Annotated in this window: 17 protein-coding genes and 1 tRNA gene; 6 read left to right on the plus strand and 12 right to left on the minus strand. The window is 34.4% G+C overall.

The features are described from left to right. The first annotated feature begins 117 nt into the window (after positions 1 to 117). The 3 genes from MKS83_RS10845 to MKS83_RS10855 all read left to right on the plus strand — a co-directional run bounded on the left by MKS83_RS10845 (position 118) and on the right by MKS83_RS10855 (position 4,936). Positions 118 to 2,298: a S41 family peptidase gene (locus MKS83_RS10845; RefSeq protein ID WP_240579713.1), complete on the plus strand. Its 2,181-nt coding sequence runs from the start codon at positions 118 to 120 to the stop codon at positions 2,296 to 2,298. A 193-nt stretch (positions 2,299 to 2,491) separates the two neighbouring features. Then, a complete protein-coding gene (aspS, locus tag MKS83_RS10850) occupies positions 2,492 to 4,246 on the plus strand; it encodes an aspartate--tRNA ligase (protein WP_240579714.1) in 1,755 nt (584 codons plus the stop codon). Positions 4,247 to 4,402: 156 nt separating this feature from the next. Beyond that, positions 4,403 to 4,936: a hypothetical protein gene (locus MKS83_RS10855; protein WP_240579715.1), complete on the plus strand. Its 534-nt coding sequence runs from the start codon at positions 4,403 to 4,405 to the stop codon at positions 4,934 to 4,936. Here MKS83_RS10855 and MKS83_RS10860 read toward each other — a convergent pair whose 3' ends face one another. The 4 genes from MKS83_RS10860 to nusB all read right to left on the minus strand — a co-directional run bounded on the left by MKS83_RS10860 (position 4,937) and on the right by nusB (position 7,720). Further along, positions 4,937 to 5,653 (minus strand): SDR family NAD(P)-dependent oxidoreductase, encoded by a 717-nt coding sequence (locus MKS83_RS10860; RefSeq protein ID WP_240579716.1) that lies wholly within the window; start codon positions 5,651 to 5,653, stop codon positions 4,937 to 4,939. A 280-nt stretch (positions 5,654 to 5,933) separates the two neighbouring features. Continuing rightward, positions 5,934 to 6,296 carry a preprotein translocase subunit YajC gene (gene yajC / locus MKS83_RS10865; RefSeq protein WP_240579717.1) on the minus strand — a complete coding sequence of 121 codons (363 nt, stop codon included), beginning with the start codon at positions 6,294 to 6,296 and terminating at the stop codon, positions 5,934 to 5,936. Between the two features lie 4 nt (positions 6,297 to 6,300). Then, entirely contained in the window at positions 6,301 to 6,813 is a 513-nt protein-coding gene (locus tag MKS83_RS10870; RefSeq protein ID WP_240579718.1) for a DUF1573 domain-containing protein, read from the minus strand. 1 nt (position 6,814) lies between these two features. Continuing rightward, positions 6,815 to 7,720, minus strand: a complete 906-nt coding sequence (gene nusB, locus MKS83_RS10875; protein ID WP_240579719.1) for a transcription antitermination factor NusB — start codon at positions 7,718 to 7,720, stop codon at positions 6,815 to 6,817. A gap of 90 nt (positions 7,721 to 7,810) precedes the next feature. Here nusB and MKS83_RS10880 point away from each other — a divergent pair, with 90 nt between their 5' ends. The 3 genes from MKS83_RS10880 to MKS83_RS10890 all read left to right on the plus strand — a co-directional run bounded on the left by MKS83_RS10880 (position 7,811) and on the right by MKS83_RS10890 (position 10,935). Continuing rightward, the gene (locus MKS83_RS10880; RefSeq protein WP_240579720.1) at positions 7,811 to 9,472 is read left to right on the plus strand and encodes an ABC transporter ATP-binding protein; all 1,662 of its coding nucleotides are present in this window, start codon (positions 7,811 to 7,813) and stop codon (positions 9,470 to 9,472) included. Positions 9,473 to 9,571: 99 nt separating this feature from the next. Then, positions 9,572 to 9,907 (plus strand): DUF3276 family protein, encoded by a 336-nt coding sequence (locus tag MKS83_RS10885; protein WP_034679055.1) that lies wholly within the window; start codon positions 9,572 to 9,574, stop codon positions 9,905 to 9,907. Between the two features lie 131 nt (positions 9,908 to 10,038). Next, on the plus strand, positions 10,039 to 10,935 hold the full coding sequence (locus MKS83_RS10890) for a hypothetical protein (protein WP_240579721.1): 897 nt from the start codon (positions 10,039 to 10,041) through the stop codon (positions 10,933 to 10,935). A gap of 224 nt (positions 10,936 to 11,159) precedes the next feature. Here MKS83_RS10890 and MKS83_RS10895 read toward each other — a convergent pair. The 8 genes from MKS83_RS10895 to MKS83_RS10930 all read right to left on the minus strand — a co-directional run bounded on the left by MKS83_RS10895 (position 11,160) and on the right by MKS83_RS10930 (position 17,931). After that, positions 11,160 to 11,235: transfer RNA gene (locus MKS83_RS10895), tRNA-His, on the minus strand. A 36-nt stretch (positions 11,236 to 11,271) separates the two neighbouring features. Further along, positions 11,272 to 11,991: a bacillithiol biosynthesis deacetylase BshB1 gene (bshB1, locus tag MKS83_RS10900; RefSeq protein ID WP_240579722.1), complete on the minus strand. Its 720-nt coding sequence runs from the start codon at positions 11,989 to 11,991 to the stop codon at positions 11,272 to 11,274. 75 nt (positions 11,992 to 12,066) lie between these two features. Beyond that, positions 12,067 to 13,716: a tetratricopeptide repeat protein gene (locus MKS83_RS10905; protein ID WP_240579723.1), complete on the minus strand. Its 1,650-nt coding sequence runs from the start codon at positions 13,714 to 13,716 to the stop codon at positions 12,067 to 12,069. 93 nt (positions 13,717 to 13,809) lie between these two features. Further along, positions 13,810 to 14,682 (minus strand): PstS family phosphate ABC transporter substrate-binding protein, encoded by an 873-nt coding sequence (locus MKS83_RS10910; RefSeq protein WP_240579724.1) that lies wholly within the window; start codon positions 14,680 to 14,682, stop codon positions 13,810 to 13,812. Between the two features lie 267 nt (positions 14,683 to 14,949). Then, a complete protein-coding gene (locus MKS83_RS10915; RefSeq protein ID WP_240579725.1) occupies positions 14,950 to 15,792 on the minus strand; it encodes an energy transducer TonB in 843 nt (280 codons plus the stop codon). A 24-nt stretch (positions 15,793 to 15,816) separates the two neighbouring features. Further along, on the minus strand, positions 15,817 to 16,389 hold the full coding sequence (locus MKS83_RS10920; protein WP_240579726.1) for an ExbD/TolR family protein: 573 nt from the start codon (positions 16,387 to 16,389) through the stop codon (positions 15,817 to 15,819). A 12-nt stretch (positions 16,390 to 16,401) separates the two neighbouring features. Next, entirely contained in the window at positions 16,402 to 17,010 is a 609-nt protein-coding gene (locus MKS83_RS10925) for an ExbD/TolR family protein (protein ID WP_100376842.1), read from the minus strand. Between the two features lie 57 nt (positions 17,011 to 17,067). Continuing rightward, positions 17,068 to 17,931, minus strand: a complete 864-nt coding sequence (locus tag MKS83_RS10930; RefSeq protein ID WP_100376843.1) for a MotA/TolQ/ExbB proton channel family protein — start codon at positions 17,929 to 17,931, stop codon at positions 17,068 to 17,070. Between the last annotated feature and the right edge of the window lie 159 nt (positions 17,932 to 18,090).

An 18,090-nucleotide genomic window follows, 5' to 3' on the forward strand; every position in this document is an offset into this window, starting at 1 on the left:
TTTAATTTAAAATAATCTGTTAAAAACACAATTTCTATTATAAAATATTTTAAAACTCATTTCAAATCACAAACACCCTAATCTAACTCACTAGATTTGGAAAAAATTTAATCAATCATGAAAAAGTTTTTCACAACAATCCCATTATTGCTTTTGGGCATTACTTCCTTTGCTCAAAATAAAATCGAAAACCTGAATTTTGAAAGTGTAGAAAACAATCTTCCGAAAATCTGGAAAATTGTTGGAGATGGCTCTGCAAAGGTTTTCACAGACACCAAAGAAAAGCAGGAGGGAAAAAATTCTGTTCTTATTGATGCTGAAAAGACCGGCTTTAAAGCATTAATTTACACTCTTCCCGAAAACTATGCCGGAAAAAAGATTACGCTTTCCGGCTATATCAGGACCGAAAATGTTTCGGATGGCTTTGCAGGACTCTGGATGAGGATTGATCCTGAAGTTGCTTTTGACAATATGCATAAAACAGGGATAACCGGAACAACTCCCTGGAAAAAATACGAGATCACCCTAGAAATGTCGCCTAAAAACACCCAGAAAATCGTAATCGGAGCACTTCTTACCGGAAAAGGAAAAATGTGGATAGATAATCTAAAGCTTTCTATTGACGGAAAAGATATTGAAAATGCTAAAATTTTTGAAAAGGAACTGACAAAAGTAGAACTGGATAAAGAATTCGATAATGGTTCTAAAATCAGCAACATCTCTTTGGATAAAAACAATCTTGACAACCTTAGAAATCTCGGTCTAATTTGGGGTTACCTGAAATATTACCATCCAAAAGTAGCGGGAGGAAATATCAATTGGGATTATGAATTATTCAGAATTTATCCCAAAATTGCTAATGCTACTGCAGATCAGAGGGATCAAATCTTATCCAATTGGATCAAAAATCTGGGAACTTATCAAACGGCTAAAAATAAAGAACCAAAAGATGTAAAATTAAGACCGGATCTCGACTGGATCACTAATTCAGGTTTTTCAAAAGAACTGACTAACCAGCTTTTAGAATTAAAGGATGCAAAAAGGCCAGCAGTGAATTATTATGTAGATTTTTTTGCTCAGGTAGGAAATCCGGATTTTAAAAATGAAAATCCTTATACCCAAATGAATTATCCCGATGAAGGTTTTCGTTTACTTTCTCTCTACAGATATTGGAATATTATTCAATATTATTTTCCTTATAAAAATCTTATTGACGAAGACTGGAAAGGTATTTTAGCAGAATTTATCCCAAAGTTCATCAATGCTAAAAATGAAACAGAATACACTCTTGTTTCATTGGAAATCATTGGAAGAATCCATGATACACATGCAGGAATATGGGGAAATAACGAAGCCTTAAAGAAATATTTCGGAGAAAGATATGCCCCAGTTTTATTAACCTTTGCAGAAAATAAAGCTGTTGTCAAAGATTTTTATAATGACAGCTTAGGCGAAGAAACAGGATTACAAAAAGGTGATGTAATTACTGAAATCAATGGTGAAAATGTAGATAATATCGTTAAAAATACTTTGATATATTTACCTGCATCCAATTACCCAACACAGCTAAGGGATATTTCAAAAAAATTATTGAGAAGCAATGCCGAAACAATTGCTATTAAAATTATCAGAAACGGCAAAACAGAAGAAAAAATAATAAAAACCTACACTTACTCTGATTTAAAAATAAAGAATGAAGACAAAGAGTTCTTCAAAATGCATGACCATGATGTAGCGTATGTCTATATGGGAAGTGTGAATTCGGATAAGCTTTCTGAGGTCTTTGACAAAATTAAAAACACAAAGGGACTCGTTATCGACTTCAGAAACTATCCATCCGATTTTGTTGTTTTCACAATGAGCAAATTATTAAAACCGGATCCTACAGAATTTGTGAAATTCAGCAATACAAACAATAGTCAACCCGGACTTTTCACTTTTACACCCAGTCTGAAGATTCCCGGAAGCGGAAACGATGCTTACAAAGGAAAAATAGCGATTTTGATCAATGAAACTACCCAAAGTAGTGCAGAATACCACACAATGGCATTCAGAACAGCGCCCAATGCGAAAGTTTTTGGTTCCACAACCGCAGGAGCTGACGGAAATGTTTCCAAGATCATGCTTCCCGGAAATATTTCAACAATGATCAGCGGAATCGGAGTTTATTATCCGGACGGAACAGAAACCCAAAGAATTGGAATTGTTCCGGATGTAGAAGTAAAACCTACCATAGACGGAATTAAAAATAATAAAGACGAAGTTCTAGACAAAGCCGTGGAATGGATCAAAAGCTAATAACTATCAATAAAAAACACAAAATTCAAATACTAAATCCAACATCAAACTCATTTATTTTTATATTTCAATATTCAAAAACTTCCGAAAGGGAGTTTTTTTGTTTCTAAAACCTTCAAAAATCTTATCTTTGCAAACGGAAAATAAAGGCTCAAAATATTGGCCTTAAACCTTGAACTTTAAACAAATAATTATGTTTCGATCGCACACAAACGGAGAATTATCTCTTCAACATCTTAATGAAGAAGTTACACTTTCAGGATGGGTACAAACTATCCGTGATAAAGGATTTATGATTTGGATAGATCTTCGAGATCGTTACGGAATTACACAGTTGGTTTTTGACCAAGAGCGTTCTACAATAGAACTGATGGAAAATGCAAAAAAACTGGGCCGTGAGTTCGTCATTCAGGTTACAGGAAAAGTAATCGAAAGAGTAAGCAAAAATCCTAATATTCCAACAGGAGAAATTGAAATCTTAGTTGAAAAATTGACGGTTCTTAATGAATCCCAACTACCTCCTTTCACGATTGAAGATGAAACGGACGGCGGTGAAGAATTAAGAATGAAATACCGTTATTTAGATATCAGAAGAAATCCTGTAAAAGATAAATTGGTTTTCCGTCACAAAATGGCACAGAAAGTAAGAAATTATCTTTCAGATAACGGATTTATTGAGGTTGAAACTCCGGTTTTAATCAAATCAACACCTGAAGGGGCAAGAGATTTCGTAGTTCCAAGCAGAATGAATCCTGGACAATTCTATGCATTGCCACAGTCTCCACAGACTTTCAAACAATTATTGATGGTAGGTGGAATGGATAAATATTTCCAGATCGTAAAATGCTTTCGTGATGAGGACTTAAGAGCCGACAGACAGCCGGAATTCACACAAATCGACTGTGAAATGGCATTCGTAGAGCAGGAAGATGTAATGAATGTTTTTGAAGGAATGACAAAAACCTTATTGAAAGACATCACTGGTCAGGAATTCGGAGATTTCCCGAGAATGACGTTTGCTGACGCGATGCAGAAATACGGAAACGACAAACCGGATATCCGTTTCGGAATGGAATTCGTTGAATTAAACGACTTGGTAAAAGGAAAAGATTTCAAAATATTTGACGAAGCAGAACTGGTTGTCGGAATCAATGTTGAAGGATGCGCAGACTACACAAGAAAACAAATTGACGAGCTTGTTGACTGGGTAAAAAGACCACAGATCGGAGCTTCAGGAATGGTTTGGGTTAAATTCCAAAATGACGGGGTAAAGACTTCTTCTGTAAATAAATTCTATAACGAGGAAGATCTAGCAAAAATCATTGAAAAATTCGGAGCAAAAGAAGGCGATTTAATGCTGATTCTTTCCGGAAGCGAGCACAAAGTAAGAACTCAGCTTTCTGCATTGAGAATGGAGCTAGGAAACCGTTTAGGATTAAGAAAAGGAAACGAATTCGCGCCACTTTGGGTAATTGACTTCCCGTTATTGGAATTTGATGAAGAAAGCGGACGTTACCATGCGATGCACCACCCTTTCACGTCTCCAAAACCTGAAGATATTCATTTATTAGAAACAGATCCTGGAAAAGCAAGAGCTAATGCGTATGATATGGTTTTGAACGGAAACGAAATCGGAGGAGGTTCTATCAGAATTTTCGATAAATATCTTCAGTCTAAAATGTTCGATTTACTAGGTTTTTCAAAAGAAGAAGCAGAAGCTCAGTTCGGGTTTTTAATGAATGCCTTCAAATACGGAGCTCCCCCTCACGGTGGTTTGGCTTTTGGGTTTGACCGTTTAGTAGCCATTCTTGACGGAAACGAAGTGATCAGAGATTATATTGCTTTCCCTAAAAACAATTCGGGACGTGATGTGATGATTGATGCACCTGCAGCTATTGCGAATGAGCAACTTGATGAACTGGAATTACAATTGAATTTAAAAGCATAAATTTTAAGGCGGAGATTTTTCTCCGCTTTTTTATTTAAATAGATAGTGTTTTATAAGTAAAACTACTCATTTCTCAAAACTTAAGCCGAAGAAAAGTAGCATATAATTAGTGTCAAATGTAGAGTAATTTCTATACTTTTGCCCAAAATAACCAAAATGGAAAACTCTCTGAAAGTCTTAATAAATTTTAATGAAAAAATCATAAGAAAACAACTTGAAAATTATTATTACTATTCTTGGAAGAAAAAACTTCCTTCAATACTAAAATACTTTCTATTTATTACATTATTTTTAACTCTAATTGATAGCATTTTCAAAGCTAATAGAAGCCGGGTAGATTTTTTATCATTTTTAGGCACTTTCCTAATAGTTACCGGTTTATTGTATATAATTATCTTTTATTTTAATAAAGCAAATTATATTTCTAAACTCAACAAACATATTGATGAGCTTAAAAAGTTCAACCCGATAACAGAACTTTATTTTGATGAAAACTCTTTCTATATTAAAAGTGAGCAATATGACATAAGAAGCATTTGGAAAAAAATCACCTATAATATTTCCGGAAAAACTATTGTTATTAATATGGATATGGGAACTCAATTCACTTATTTAGTTGACGAAGAAGAAACTGAACAATATCAAGATATTTTAACCTTTTTGAAAAATAAAGCTAAACCTAAAAAATAATTAAGGCAACTTCGCCACCAAATTTTCCGGCAACATTTTTAAAATCAAATAAATCATCTTCCATTTAAAATTAGGAACAATGGTAAAAGAATTCCCTGCGTTCACAATGAATTTTGCGACATAATCAGGTTCCATTATTAAAGATTCATTCAGTTGTAACCCTTTATTAATTTTGGTTCTGATGTATCCAATTACCAGCGCATTTACTTTTATATTTCTCGAAGCCAATTCCTGTCTCAATCCAGCCAGATAAGTCGTAAAAGCTGCTTTTGTGCTTCCATACACAAAATTACTCTTCCGGCCTCTTACCCCGGAAAGCGAAGATAATCCGATAATTCTCTCTAAATTTTTATTATCTATATCCGTTGCGATAATATTCAGAATAGAAACAGCTCCCATATAGTTCACCAACATCATTTGTTGAACCCCTTTAAAATCTGTCAAAGCTTTTTCATTATTAACTAAAAACCCTGCTGCATACACAACAATTTGAGGTTTTACCGGGAGCTCATCGTAAAATTTCTGATGAGAATCAAAATACAGAATGGTCACCTTTGAATCAAAACGATTTTCAGCAGCGAAATCTCTCAGAGAATCCATATTTCTGGAAGCCGCTATTACAAAAAACCCTTTTTTAACGTATTGTTTGATACATTCTTTGGCAACGTCGGAGTTTGCACCTAGAATGAGAACAGTTTTATTTGTGTTTTGATTCATTAGGCAAAGATAAATTAAACCACAAATAACACAAACATGAAAACTTGCCTGAAATGGTGTCATTTCGACGAAGGAGAAATCTATTGTATAGTTGTAAAGATTCTTCACTGCGCTACGCTTCGTTCAGAATGACAGTGAAAAATAAGGACTTCAGGCAGAATAGAGCCATCTCACATCCGGATGAAGGTTTTGTATATATTTCTTAATAATTATATAAAAAGTTTCGGCGGGGTGAGCAAAGCTCACCCCGCCGAAACGAAATATTTTTCAATCAAGAGAATTAATTTTTCTCTTCAGTTTCTTTTTTGTCGGTCGTTTTTTCAGCAGCTTTAGCTTTATCTCCGAAACGAGCTTCTGTCAGATCCTTAGAAATGGCAGCTTTTTCAAATTTAAGTTTCCCTGATAATGTTTCAATAACATAACCATCGTCCTGAACCTGAGCAATTCTTCCATGAAGACCTGAAGTAAGTACGACTCTGCTTCCCACTTTTAAATTTTCCTGAAAGATTTTTTCTTTTTTCTGCTTCCTTTGCTGAGGAAGGATAATTAAAAGGAAAAAACCAACCATCATAACCCCCATTATAATCATCATGTTTCCTCCTCCACCTGGTTGAGCCTGTAAAAAAATTGATAGTAAACTCATGATATTATGGTTGAATATTCGCTGTGAATGTTAATTTAATAGGAGCTTTTTCTACGTTCGCAAAAACGTCAGCATATTTATTGACTGCTCCGTCAAAGTTGGTAGAATCAAAATGCAATGTAATTTTTCCTTTTTTACCCGGCAAAATCGGTTCTTTTGTAAAATCAGGGGCTGTACATCCACATCCCGGTTTTACCTCAGAAATTACTAATGGATTTGTTCCGGTATTTGTAATTTCATATACATGTTCTACTTTATCTCCTTTTTTAATCTTTCCGAAGTCAAAATTGCTTTCAGATAGAGCAATTGTAGTTAACGGTTGGTTTGAAGCTGGAGCCGGAGTTGCCGTTTCAGCAGAAACCGGAGCTACCGTAGAAGAATCTGTAGGAGTTGTAGTTGTAGCAGTAGAATCAGTAGCTACAGCATCTGCTGCCTGAGTTTCTTTATTTTCTTTTTTACAGGAAACCAAACCAAAGCCTATAATTGACAAAGCGATAATGGATAATGTCTTTTTCATGTTAAATTCTATTTTGATCTTTACAATATTTATCTAAAATTCCATTAATAAATATATTGGATCGGTCAGTTGCAAATACTTTCGCAATCTCAATATATTCATTGATAATAACTTTTGAAGGTGTAAAAGGAAAGTTATCCAATTCCGCAATAGCTGTAGACAAAATCACTTTATCCATCAAAGAAACCCTTTCCAAATCCCAGTTTTCCAGTCTTTCTTCCAGTTTCTTTTCATTATTTTCCCAACTATCCAATGTATTTCTCAATAGTTTCATCGCGAAAGTCTTATCCTCTTCATCTTTGATCATTTTGATCAACGTTCTGCTTTCTTCATCTTCTTTCAGGAAACCAATTGTTTTTTGTACCATCGAATTGGCAATGTGGATATCATCATACCAGGAAAGTTCCTTATCTCCGAGATAATCGTGGAAATCATCATTTTCAGCAATATATCTTAAAAATAATTTACCAATGAACTTCTGATCTTCCTCAAAAGAATACCCTTCTTCCTTCATAAAATCCTGATAACGCTTCCCTGCAGTAATTCTCTGGAAAGTTTTCACCAATAAATCATCATGCAAATCCCATTTCAATTGCTTATGCTGCCCTGTGAAAAATAATCTCTCAGGATTTTCCTCTAACTTAATTAAAACTTGATTGTTGATGAATTTTTGATTAGGATTGATATCAGACTCGGATTTAATGTATTTATTCTTACCAATCTCAATCTGGTTCTCTGCCAGTTCTTTTAAAGCAACCAAAAAATTCAGTTGATAGATGTACAAGTAATAGATTTTCTCTATTCCAGAAAACATATTTTTCTCTAATACATCAAACTTTACAGGGTTCTGGTAATATGAATACACAGTCTGTACTACTTTTTCACGGATTTGTCTTCTTCCTAACATTCAAAGAGCTTTTAATGAGTGCAAAGATACAAAATTTAAAATTTATGAAATTCGTAGTCTGATGACATTTTTGTAATTTTGTAAAACTTTATGAAAGCGCTGAAAACCTTAAACCCCTATTTTTGGAAACACAAAATACTTTTATTTTGGGGAGTCCTATTTATCATTGCCAGTAATTTTTTTAATATATATAAAGTCCAGTTTGTAGGTAAATCGGTAGATGAACTTACCAAAAACGGCAATCTCGGTTTCAATCAGCAGGTTCTGATTTATGTTGCCATTATCGTAGGCTGTTCGTTATTAACAGGTTTTTTCACCTTCATGATGCGCCAGACCATTATTGTGGCGTCCAGAAGAATTGAATATGAACTTAAAAATAAAATCTACAGACATTATCAGGATTTATCTTTAACAGATTATAAACAAACAACCATCGGGGACTTAATGAACAGATTAAGTGAAGACGTTGTTGCGGTAAGAATGTATTTAGGACCGGGGGTAATGTATGTAGCAAACTTAATTGTTCTTGTTATTATCACCGCTGTATATATGGTAAAAACAGACGCATCCATGACAATGTGGACATTGCTGCCTCTCCCAATTCTATCCTATGCCATATATAAAGTAAGTTCAATTATCAACAAGAAGTCGAAAATTATGCAGAAAAGCCAGTCTGCTATTTCAACGTTTGTTCAGGACAGCTTTTCAGGAATTCGTGTGGTGAAATTTTTTGCCAAAGAAAAATACATTGAAAGAAATTATGGTGTAAAAGTTACCGACTACCAAAATAAGGCCCTTGATTTAGCAAAAACGGAAGCATACTTCTTTACGATCATTTTATTTGTAATTGGGTTGCTCAATGTTGCCATTATTTTAATTGGGGGGCAGAAATATATTGACGGTCAACTAAGCATCGGTAAAATTGCTGACTTCTTCATGTATATCAATACCTTGATTTTCCCATTTTCTATGGTAGGCTGGGTAACTTCAGTTAATCAGCGTGCGGAAGCTTCCATGCAGAGAATTAATGAATTCATGGATAAAAAGTCCGAAATTATCAATACTAATTTTGAAACTTATCCTATTAAAGGAGATATTGAGTTCAGAAACGTTTCTTATGTTTACCCAAATACAGGAATCAAAGCGTTAGAAACTTTAAGCTTTACAGTAAAAGCAGGAGAGTCCTTAGCAATTATGGGAAAAACAGGAAGCGGAAAATCTACTATAGCATTATTGTTGTGCAGATTAATTGATCCTACTGAAGGTGAAATTTTAATTGACGGAAAAAATCTCAAAGAACACAACCTGGAAAACTACAGGAATTTCATAGGTTATATTCCCCAGGAAAGCTATCTCTTCTCAGATTCTATTGAAAACAATATTGGCTTTGCCACAGATAATCCGTCTCATAAAAAAATAGTTGAATATGCTAAAATTGCTGATGTTGATAAAAATATCATAGAATTTAAAGATCAGTATAAAACTATGGTTGGTGAACGCGGAGTGATGCTTTCGGGAGGACAAAAACAAAGAATTTGTATTGCCAGAGCCTTAATTAAAGACCCCAATATTATCATTTTTGACGATTCTTTGTCTGCTTTAGACACCGAAACAGAGCAGAATATTTTAGAAAATATCGACAGGAAAATCAGCAACGCGACCTCCATAATTATCACACATAGAGAGTCTAGCGCACAAAAAGCCGATAAAATTATTAATCTTACCGAAATTGCAAATTCTGTAACCGCTTAGCCATTTCATTCCCAATTGTTAAATAAATCATAAAAAAAATTTTGTGATTAAAAGAAAACTTTTATATTTGTTCTTAACAAGATTAAAAAATATCTAACAATGAGTGAATACAAGGAACGCCATGAAAATGAAATTTTCACTAAGGTGTTAAAAGCAGGGAGAAGAACTTATTTCTTTGATGTGCGCGAGACGAAAGCAGGAGATTATTATCTTACGATCACCGAAAGTAAGAAGAACTTCGGAGAGAATGGAGAAGCAACATTCGAGAAGCATAAAATTTATCTTTACAAAGAAGATTTTAAAAGTTTTCAGGAGATGTTTAATGAGTCCACAGATTTCATCATTAACGAAAAGGGTGAGGATGTAATTTCAGAAAAACATGATAAAGACTTCAAAAGCAAATCATACACTATAGATTCTGACGACGAAGTTTAAAAGAATACTTAAAAAAACACAAGCATCTGAAAAAGGTGCTTTTTTTATGAATATACTTTTCAGTTCCCAACAACATTTATATTTTCAGATTTTCATCTTGAAAGTATTAATACAATAAATTTACATCACAAATGAAAGCAAGAATTAGCATTCTCCCTTTATTTATATGCTTATTTTCTAATTATTATCTCGCACAAACATTACTCGCGGAAAAAAAATATATTATTTTTAGGCAAAAATTAATTTTAGAAGACTCTCTGAACACATCATCCGATGAGGTACTTAATGAATTAAGAGCAGTTACTAAAAACTGGCATGACAGTGTAAAAGTTTACAAAGAAGGAAAATTATATGTGGAAGATTTCTATCTAAAAGACGGAGATAATATTAATCTAGACATATTCAGTCAGCATCTTTCCAGCAGGATCAATGGATTTTACACTCCATATCCACCCGAAAAAATAAAACCTATTATACAACTGTTTACAGAGAAAAATATCTCAAATTATATTCCTGCAATGCAGATTCAGAATAGTATCCATAATCCTTTTTTGCTTGCAATATCCAATGGATATGCAGATCCGAAAATGATGCGCGAAATATATATTAACAGATTAATGAAAGAACTTCCTTCAAATTGTATACCTATACTGAGACATAACAAGGAATATAATAAATGGACATTAGCTGCTATTCAATATAACACTAAAGAAAAAAACTTTATTCCCACCACTATGTTTGATAAAGTGTTAAAAGATCATAATAAGGTAATAATTCATGTAAAGAAAGAATATTGGGACACCATAGCAACAATTATTCGCAAAAATCCATATCCTACTTTCAGTGTTGTACATCAAAATTTTAACTTATTAGCCGATTTATATAAAGAAGTTCTTAACGTCAAAAAGGGAATTATTAGCCTTGAAACATCATCAGAAGAAACAGCAGAAGAGTTTTATGAAGTAATCTCACATCAATATACTCAATATAAATTTTTAATTGAGTATCAAAACATACACAAATTATAAGATTTTATCCCTTCTTAATTATATTAATACTCAGAAAATTTTAGAAAATTAGAATACTAAAAGAGTTCATATTTATATACAATAAACTTGATATGTAACAAAAACATGAACTAAGAGCAATTAATAACGAACAGTTTATAATAAATAGAAATTAATAAACGGTAAATTAAGCTATTATAGAAATAAAAAAATCCTGCCAAAATCTAGCAGGATTTTTGATTTTTGGGTGAATGATGGGTCTCGAACCCACGACCTTCGGAACCACAATCCGACGCTCTAACCAACTGAGCTACAATCACCGTTTTTCGTGCTGCAAATATACGCAAGATTTATAAACTACCAAACAATTCCATCAAAATTTTTCAAAGAAATTAGCTTTTCAGACGTAAAGCCCTCAGCATAAGTGACTCCCGATAAACGGCCTAAATCCTGAGCTCGGTAAGTTAAGCTCTCATAAAAGTCTTTTGATGTAATTGGAGTTTCCGGCTCCTTTGAAGTTGGATCATAAAACTGTGTTTTGAAAGCCATACAAGCAGCAATTTTTTTATCCAGGTGCTCAGAAATATCAATACAGAATTCAGGCTCAATATTTTTCCACTGTATATAATGGAAAATATGCTTCGGCCTCCATACTTCCTGGTTTTCTCCACCCAAAACCGTTTCAATTTTTCTCAATCCGGCTAAAAAACACGCATCCGACACTAATTTCGCTCCTTTTGCATGATCCGGATGCCTATCATCAATTGCATTCGCCAAGACGATTTCTGGCCTATATTTACGAATCATTTTTACAATCCTCATCTGGTATTCTTCAGAATTCTCCAAAAAACCATCTTTCATTCCAAGATTTTCCCTGGCAACAACTCCCAGAATTTTTGCAGAATCCATAGCTTCAGCTTTTCTGATTTCTTCAGTTCCTCTTGTCCCCAGTTCTCCTTTTGTAAGGTCTACAATAGCACAGGTTTTACCCTCAGAAATTAATTTCGCAATAGTTCCGCCACATCCAAGCTCTACATCGTCAGGATGTGCCCCAAAAGCAAGTATATCTATTTTCATATCTTCAAAGATAAGATTTAAAACAAAAACTTCCCAAACGAAACGAATGGGAAGTTTTTATGATATTAATTAAAATTATTTATTGATCTCAGCGTTCAATTTTACAGCATCCTGATAAGTAGGATCCAATTGAACGGATTTAGCAACATAATCTTTTGCTTTTGCCAAATCTGAGTCTTTACTCATATATGCTACTGCAAAATACGCATAAGCAAGAGTTTGCTTATTTGCTTCCTGATCAGCCGGCTTCACTGTGTTGATGAACTTCTCATAAGCCATTTTTGCAGAATCATTATTTCCCGCCTGCTGATAAGAGTAACCTAAGCTATAATAAGCCGGAGCCCAGTCTGGGAGAAGGGCACTCATCTTCTGCCATGTAGCAATCGCCCCATTCCAGTTTTTAACATCCTGATAAGCCGTTGCCAATTTAAACAAAGCATCTGAATCTTGTGCATTTGCCGCTACTTGCTTTTTAAGAGCCTCAATAGTTGGGTTTGTTGGCCCTGCATCTACAGCAGCTTGTGAAGCTCCTCCACCTGAGATCTTCATCAACTCCATATCCCACTTCATTGTTTCATCTTTCGCTGCTTTGGCAATTGCAATTTTTTGTTGTGCTTCATTTGTCAAAGCTGTTTTCTTAGCGGCATCTTTTTCAGTTTTTGCTAATCCGGCTGCAATAAGACCTTGTAATCCCTGATCTGCAGGCTGAACTCTTGATTTCTCAGCCTGAGATACAAAATTATCCATATTTTGTTTAGCTTCTGCATAATTACCCTCTGCAAACAACTGGTACGCTCTTAATTTAAATTTGATAGGATCATTAATCTTATCAAAGATTTTATCTAAAACCTGCTTAGAATTTGCATAATCTTCATTTGTAAAATAAAGCTTTGAAATTTCTAGCTGAGTATATGGATCTTCATCTGCATATTTTGTATAGTTGATAAGGTCCTGAGTTGCTTTCCCATTTTGCTGGTATCTGATATTGTAAGCCGCCATTGCCTTATATGCAGGTGCATAAGAAGGGTCTGTAGCAATTGCCTTTTCAATACTTGTTTTAGCTTGTTGCCATTGCTGAGCTGCCATCCACAAAGTCCCTATTCTTGTGTAAACAGAAGCTTTATTTGTTGCAAGCGGCAAAGCTTTATCATAAGCAGTCATTGCATCACCAGGAATTTTTTTCAATCTGTAAGCATCTCCTAATGTATAGTAATAATATGCAGGAACTCCTTTTTTCTGTGCTTTTTCAACAGCTTTATTCAGATAATCTATGGCAAGATCTGGTGCATTATTTTTTTCAAACAAGGTTAAAGCTTCAGCTGCTCTGAAAAGAACTTCCGCATCTTTTTCTTTAGAATCAGCAACAACTTTTTGAATTTCTGCAATTGCAGACTTATCTCCTTTCCCTAATTTAACTGTAGCCAAACCTATTTTGTTCAAATAACTCTTAGGATCAGCAGCTAAACCTTTATTAAAACTTTCAGTAGCTGCTGCAAAATCGGGCTCACCTTGTCTAAGGAAAGTATTCCCTAAGTAAAAATAGTTTTCTGCAGTAGGTGCTTTAGCAATCATTTGAGTGAAGTTTGTCTTTGCCTGAGCAAACTTATCACTGTCTATACTATTAATACCATCTTGCAACGTCTGTGCTGTTGCAAAGCTGGTAAAAAATACCACTGCTGCTCCTAAAGCAATCTTTTTTACATTCATAATCATTATATCTTTCATTTTATATTTGTAAATTAAAAACTAGAATATCTATAGACAATTTTCAGACCAAAATAGATGATTAATGTCATGAAAATCATTTTTAAATATTTTTCAACGCATTTGCACCTCTCTTTTGTAGATATTATAAGGTTGCAGTCCTTCTTTTTGAACAATCATTTGTCCTAACTGCGTGCAAGAAAATCGTATAAATCCATTCGCTATATTAAAATTGCCCTCGTTTGCTAAGAAGTACAAAATTCGGGTAAAAGGATATTTCATCTCTCTCATACCTGAATAATCCGGCGCATAAAGTTGCCCTTTACTTTCTACCTTCAGAATTTTAACTTTATTTCTTAATTCTATGGAAGCTTTATCATAAGGGCGACTGAATGTATTCAGTCCAATAACTCCTATTTTATTAGGATATTTATTCAATTCTTCAATCAGATTTTTACTTCCCGGAATAACTGAAAATTTTAAATCTTTTGGCTGTTTATGAAGCTTTTGAGCCACAAAATTCAGGTTACTTGAATTGGTTCCATCAAAAATAAATTCTTTTTCTTCTGACTGTAAGCCTTTTTCAATTTCATCCATAGAAACAGATTCTTTAGACGATGTATTGGGAACAACAAATATGACTGCATCTGCCGCGAACTTAGCCGGCAAAAACTTTAATTCAACCTGTTTTTCATATTCTTTTATTTCGTCAGGAGAAAGTTCTTTCGACATTACAACGATTCTCGCCTTACCATTTAACAAATCAAGAAATCCTAAATCTTCCTTTTTAGTCTCAACCTTTAATTTAGTTTCGGGATAATTGATCATATAACCGTCTGCCAAAGCTTCGGTTACACTTTGAAACGATTCGTCGGTAAGAATGGTAAGATCTCCTTTATTGTAAGACGGTGAACTTTCTTTTTTCTTTGAACACCCTGAAAGAATAGTTATAACAATTATTAAAGCTGTTTTAAGAGAATTATTCATCTTTATTTTTTTTAAGTTGGGATATTGCCCTAAAAATTCTAAATATCCCGTACAATACCAAAACAGCTCCTAATGGATAGGCTATTGTTGGCTCTAAGGTAACAACGAAGAATTTGTAAATAATTACAACGATACCTAAAACAATATAAAAAAATCCTGTTATTAAGGATAACCACTTGAACATCATATGACAAAAATACCAAAAAAAATAAAAAGAGAAGCAGTTGCTTCTCTTTTTTAGATATTATTTAATTATTAATAATTAAATTATTCTGGTGGTTGCATTGCAAGAGGTAGTCTATATCTGTAACGTACAGCTTGACCATTGATCTTAGCAGGCGCCCATTTGTTTTTAATTGATTTAACAGTTCTCACTGCTTCAGCATTAAAGTCAGAGTTTGAACCTGTAACCTTAACGTCTGTGATGCTTCCGTCTCTTTCAACAACGAAAGTTACTTCACCTTTTACCACACCATCAGCTCCTTCGATTGCAGAAGTATCAAAGTTCTCTCCTACTTTCTTTCTGAAGGCATTAATCCCTCCAGGGAATTCTGCAGTTTGCTCCACCTCTGTATAAACCTGAGTATCACTCACTTGAGGTTTAACTTCAGCAGTAGAAGCTTTAGTTCCTGTTGAAGGTGGTGGTGGTGGAGGTGTATAAGCCGGAGCTTTTACTCCTTCCTGATTTACCAAACCAGTCGTTGTTTCTAATTGCTTAGAAATTGGTGGTGGTGGAGTTTCAATCTTTGGAGCTTTTACAGGCTCCGGAACCACGTTCTGAATTACCTCAATCTTTTCCTCTTTTGGAGGTGGAGGTGGTGGCGGTGGTTCTTTTTCTTTCGGTTGCTCAATAATTTTATCTTCCTGAAGAATTTCTACCAAGTCCGCCTTTACTTCTTGTTTAGGAGGAGCAGTAAGTCTCTTAATGGTAAGATAAATGAAAGGAGACAAGGCCGCAATAAGGAATAATGCTGTTCCAACGATAAAAGATTTCGTCAGAAGTCTTGGATACTGATGTCTTAAATCGTATGCACCATATTCCTTGTTTCTATTTTCAAATACAATCTCATCTAAGGTAAGATTAGGATCGTATACATTTTCATTTGCCATAGATTTACAATTTTATGGTTTAAATTACTTTGTAGCTGGTGCCGCAGCAGCTCCTGTATTACCTACTTTCTTATCGTAAATCGCTTTTTCCCAAGGCTTAAGGTCAGTAACCCCGTACTGCTCACTCTTAGTAATCGCCATTTCGTCAAGAATATCTACAAAGTTTTTATATACAGCATCGTCAGTCGGCTTAATAATCACAGTAAACTTAGATTTATCAGCCGCGTTTGCTTTTGCCTGCTCAATTACTTTTCTAATTCCTTCTCTGTCAAAAGTAGTTTCATTAAGATTCTGATCAGTTAAAGACGTATTGTCTTGCTGATGCCAGAAAATCTTATTGTCTTTACCTAATAATAAAGAGATGGAGTTAGAAAGTTTAATTTCTGTTGGAGGTGGTTTTTTATCTTTTTCTTTCGGTTTTGCCGGAAGACCCAAATCCATTACATTCGGTTTAGAGAATGTAGTTGTGAACATAAAGAAGGTAATCAATAGAAACCCTAAGTCCACCATCGGAGTCATATCGACTCTGGTACTCTGCTTCTTGGAGCGTACCTTGCCGCCCTTGGCGCCCTTTTCCTGTACTTGTACTTCTGCCATTTCTAAATGATATTATTCATTAGGTTTACCTTCTTGTGATGTAATCAACCAAAATTTAAGAAAATCAATATCTCTTAAACCTTCAAATAAACTTTTAACTTTAGGATATTTAGTTGTAACGTCACCCTTGATTGCTAATTTGTAATCAGGATTAACACTTAAACTTTGTTGTACCCAGTCCACTAATTGTTTATTTGTACTATCCATAGGAATCCCTGTAGGACTCTTGAAATTCTTTTGCTCGTCATCTGGCAAATCAAGATAGCTCTTAAGTTGGTTCATAGGAACCCCAATCGCTTGTACTTTTTGGAATGCAGCTTTTTGTTTGTTGTCAAAAGTAATTCCATACTTTTTCCCCATGTTGTCCAAAAGCTGTAATCTCTCAGATGCATTTTCTACCGGCTGGAAATAAAATTTTCCGTCCGGAGTAGCGTTGATGGTCATCAAACTTGCATCAGGAAGTAACTTCTCTGATATTGAAGATGGCGGTTTGATCTGCTCCACGTCAGGTTTTTTGAACTGAGTGGTCAAGATAAAGAACGTAAGTAGTAGGAACGCAACGTCACACATTGCCGTCATATCCGTAACTACTCCATGTCTTTTTGGTTTGACTCTCGCCATTATTAATAATTTTTAATTAAACTTCTTTTTTACTTACTACAAATTCCTTGCTAATTCTTAGTTGAATTCAGCGAAAGACTGCTGGATGCTCATAGCGATCTCGTCGATCTTATAAGTTAATCCGTCAATTTTAGAAGTAAAGAAGTTATAAAGGATGATAGCGATAGCTGAAGTACCAATACCTAATGCCGTGTTGATCAAAGCTTCAGAGATACCAGTAGAAAGTGCAGCCGCGTCAGGAGTACCTCCTCCAGAACCTAATGCGAAGAACGCCTTGATCATCCCGATTACCGTACCTAATAGCGCTACTAACGTTGCAACAGTACCTAAAGTAGAAAGGATCATCATGTTTTTCTCCAACATTGGCATTTCAAGAGTTGTAGCCTCTTCGATCGCTTTGTTAAGCGCTACCATTTTTTGCTCTTTGTTTAAAGTTGTATCGTGAGCTAAAGCTTTGTAAGTAGTAAGACCTTCTTTTACTACGTTACCAACAGAACCTTCTTGTCTGTCGCACTCTTCTAAAGCTGCATCGATTTTGTTTTGGTTTAGTAAGCTTCTTACTTGTACTACGAAGTTATCCAAGTTTCCTTTTCCAGCAGCTTTACCTAAAACGAAGAATCTTTCAAAAGAGAAAACGATTACAGTAAGCATGAAAGTAATCAAGATAGGTACGATAACCCCTCCTTTGTAGATAATTCCCAAGAACGAATCTGGATGAATGTCTTTTCCTTCAACATCTGAAAAAGCTACAGACGCTCCACCAAGTTTTTCAGCATCTTTAAAGTTTCCAGGGCTACCCAAAACGAATAAATAAATACAAATTCCTATTGCTAAGATGATAGGAATAATAACAGCCGGGTTTAAACCTCCTGCTTTTTTAGCAACTACTTGCTCATCATTTTTTGAAACATTCATTTCCATATTTAACTAAATTATATTGTTTTAAATTTTTTGAGGCTGTAAATTAAAGGCAAAATTAATTAAAATGCAATTATTTTAAATAAACAATTCGCTTTTTTTTGATCGATAAATTTTAAATCAATTTCAAAATCTTAATTATTCTTTATTTTTTTGGCAATA

It is taken from the genome of Chryseobacterium sp. Y16C (assembly GCF_022488405.1).
GTDB classification, from domain to species: domain Bacteria; phylum Bacteroidota; class Bacteroidia; order Flavobacteriales; family Weeksellaceae; genus Chryseobacterium; species Chryseobacterium geocarposphaerae.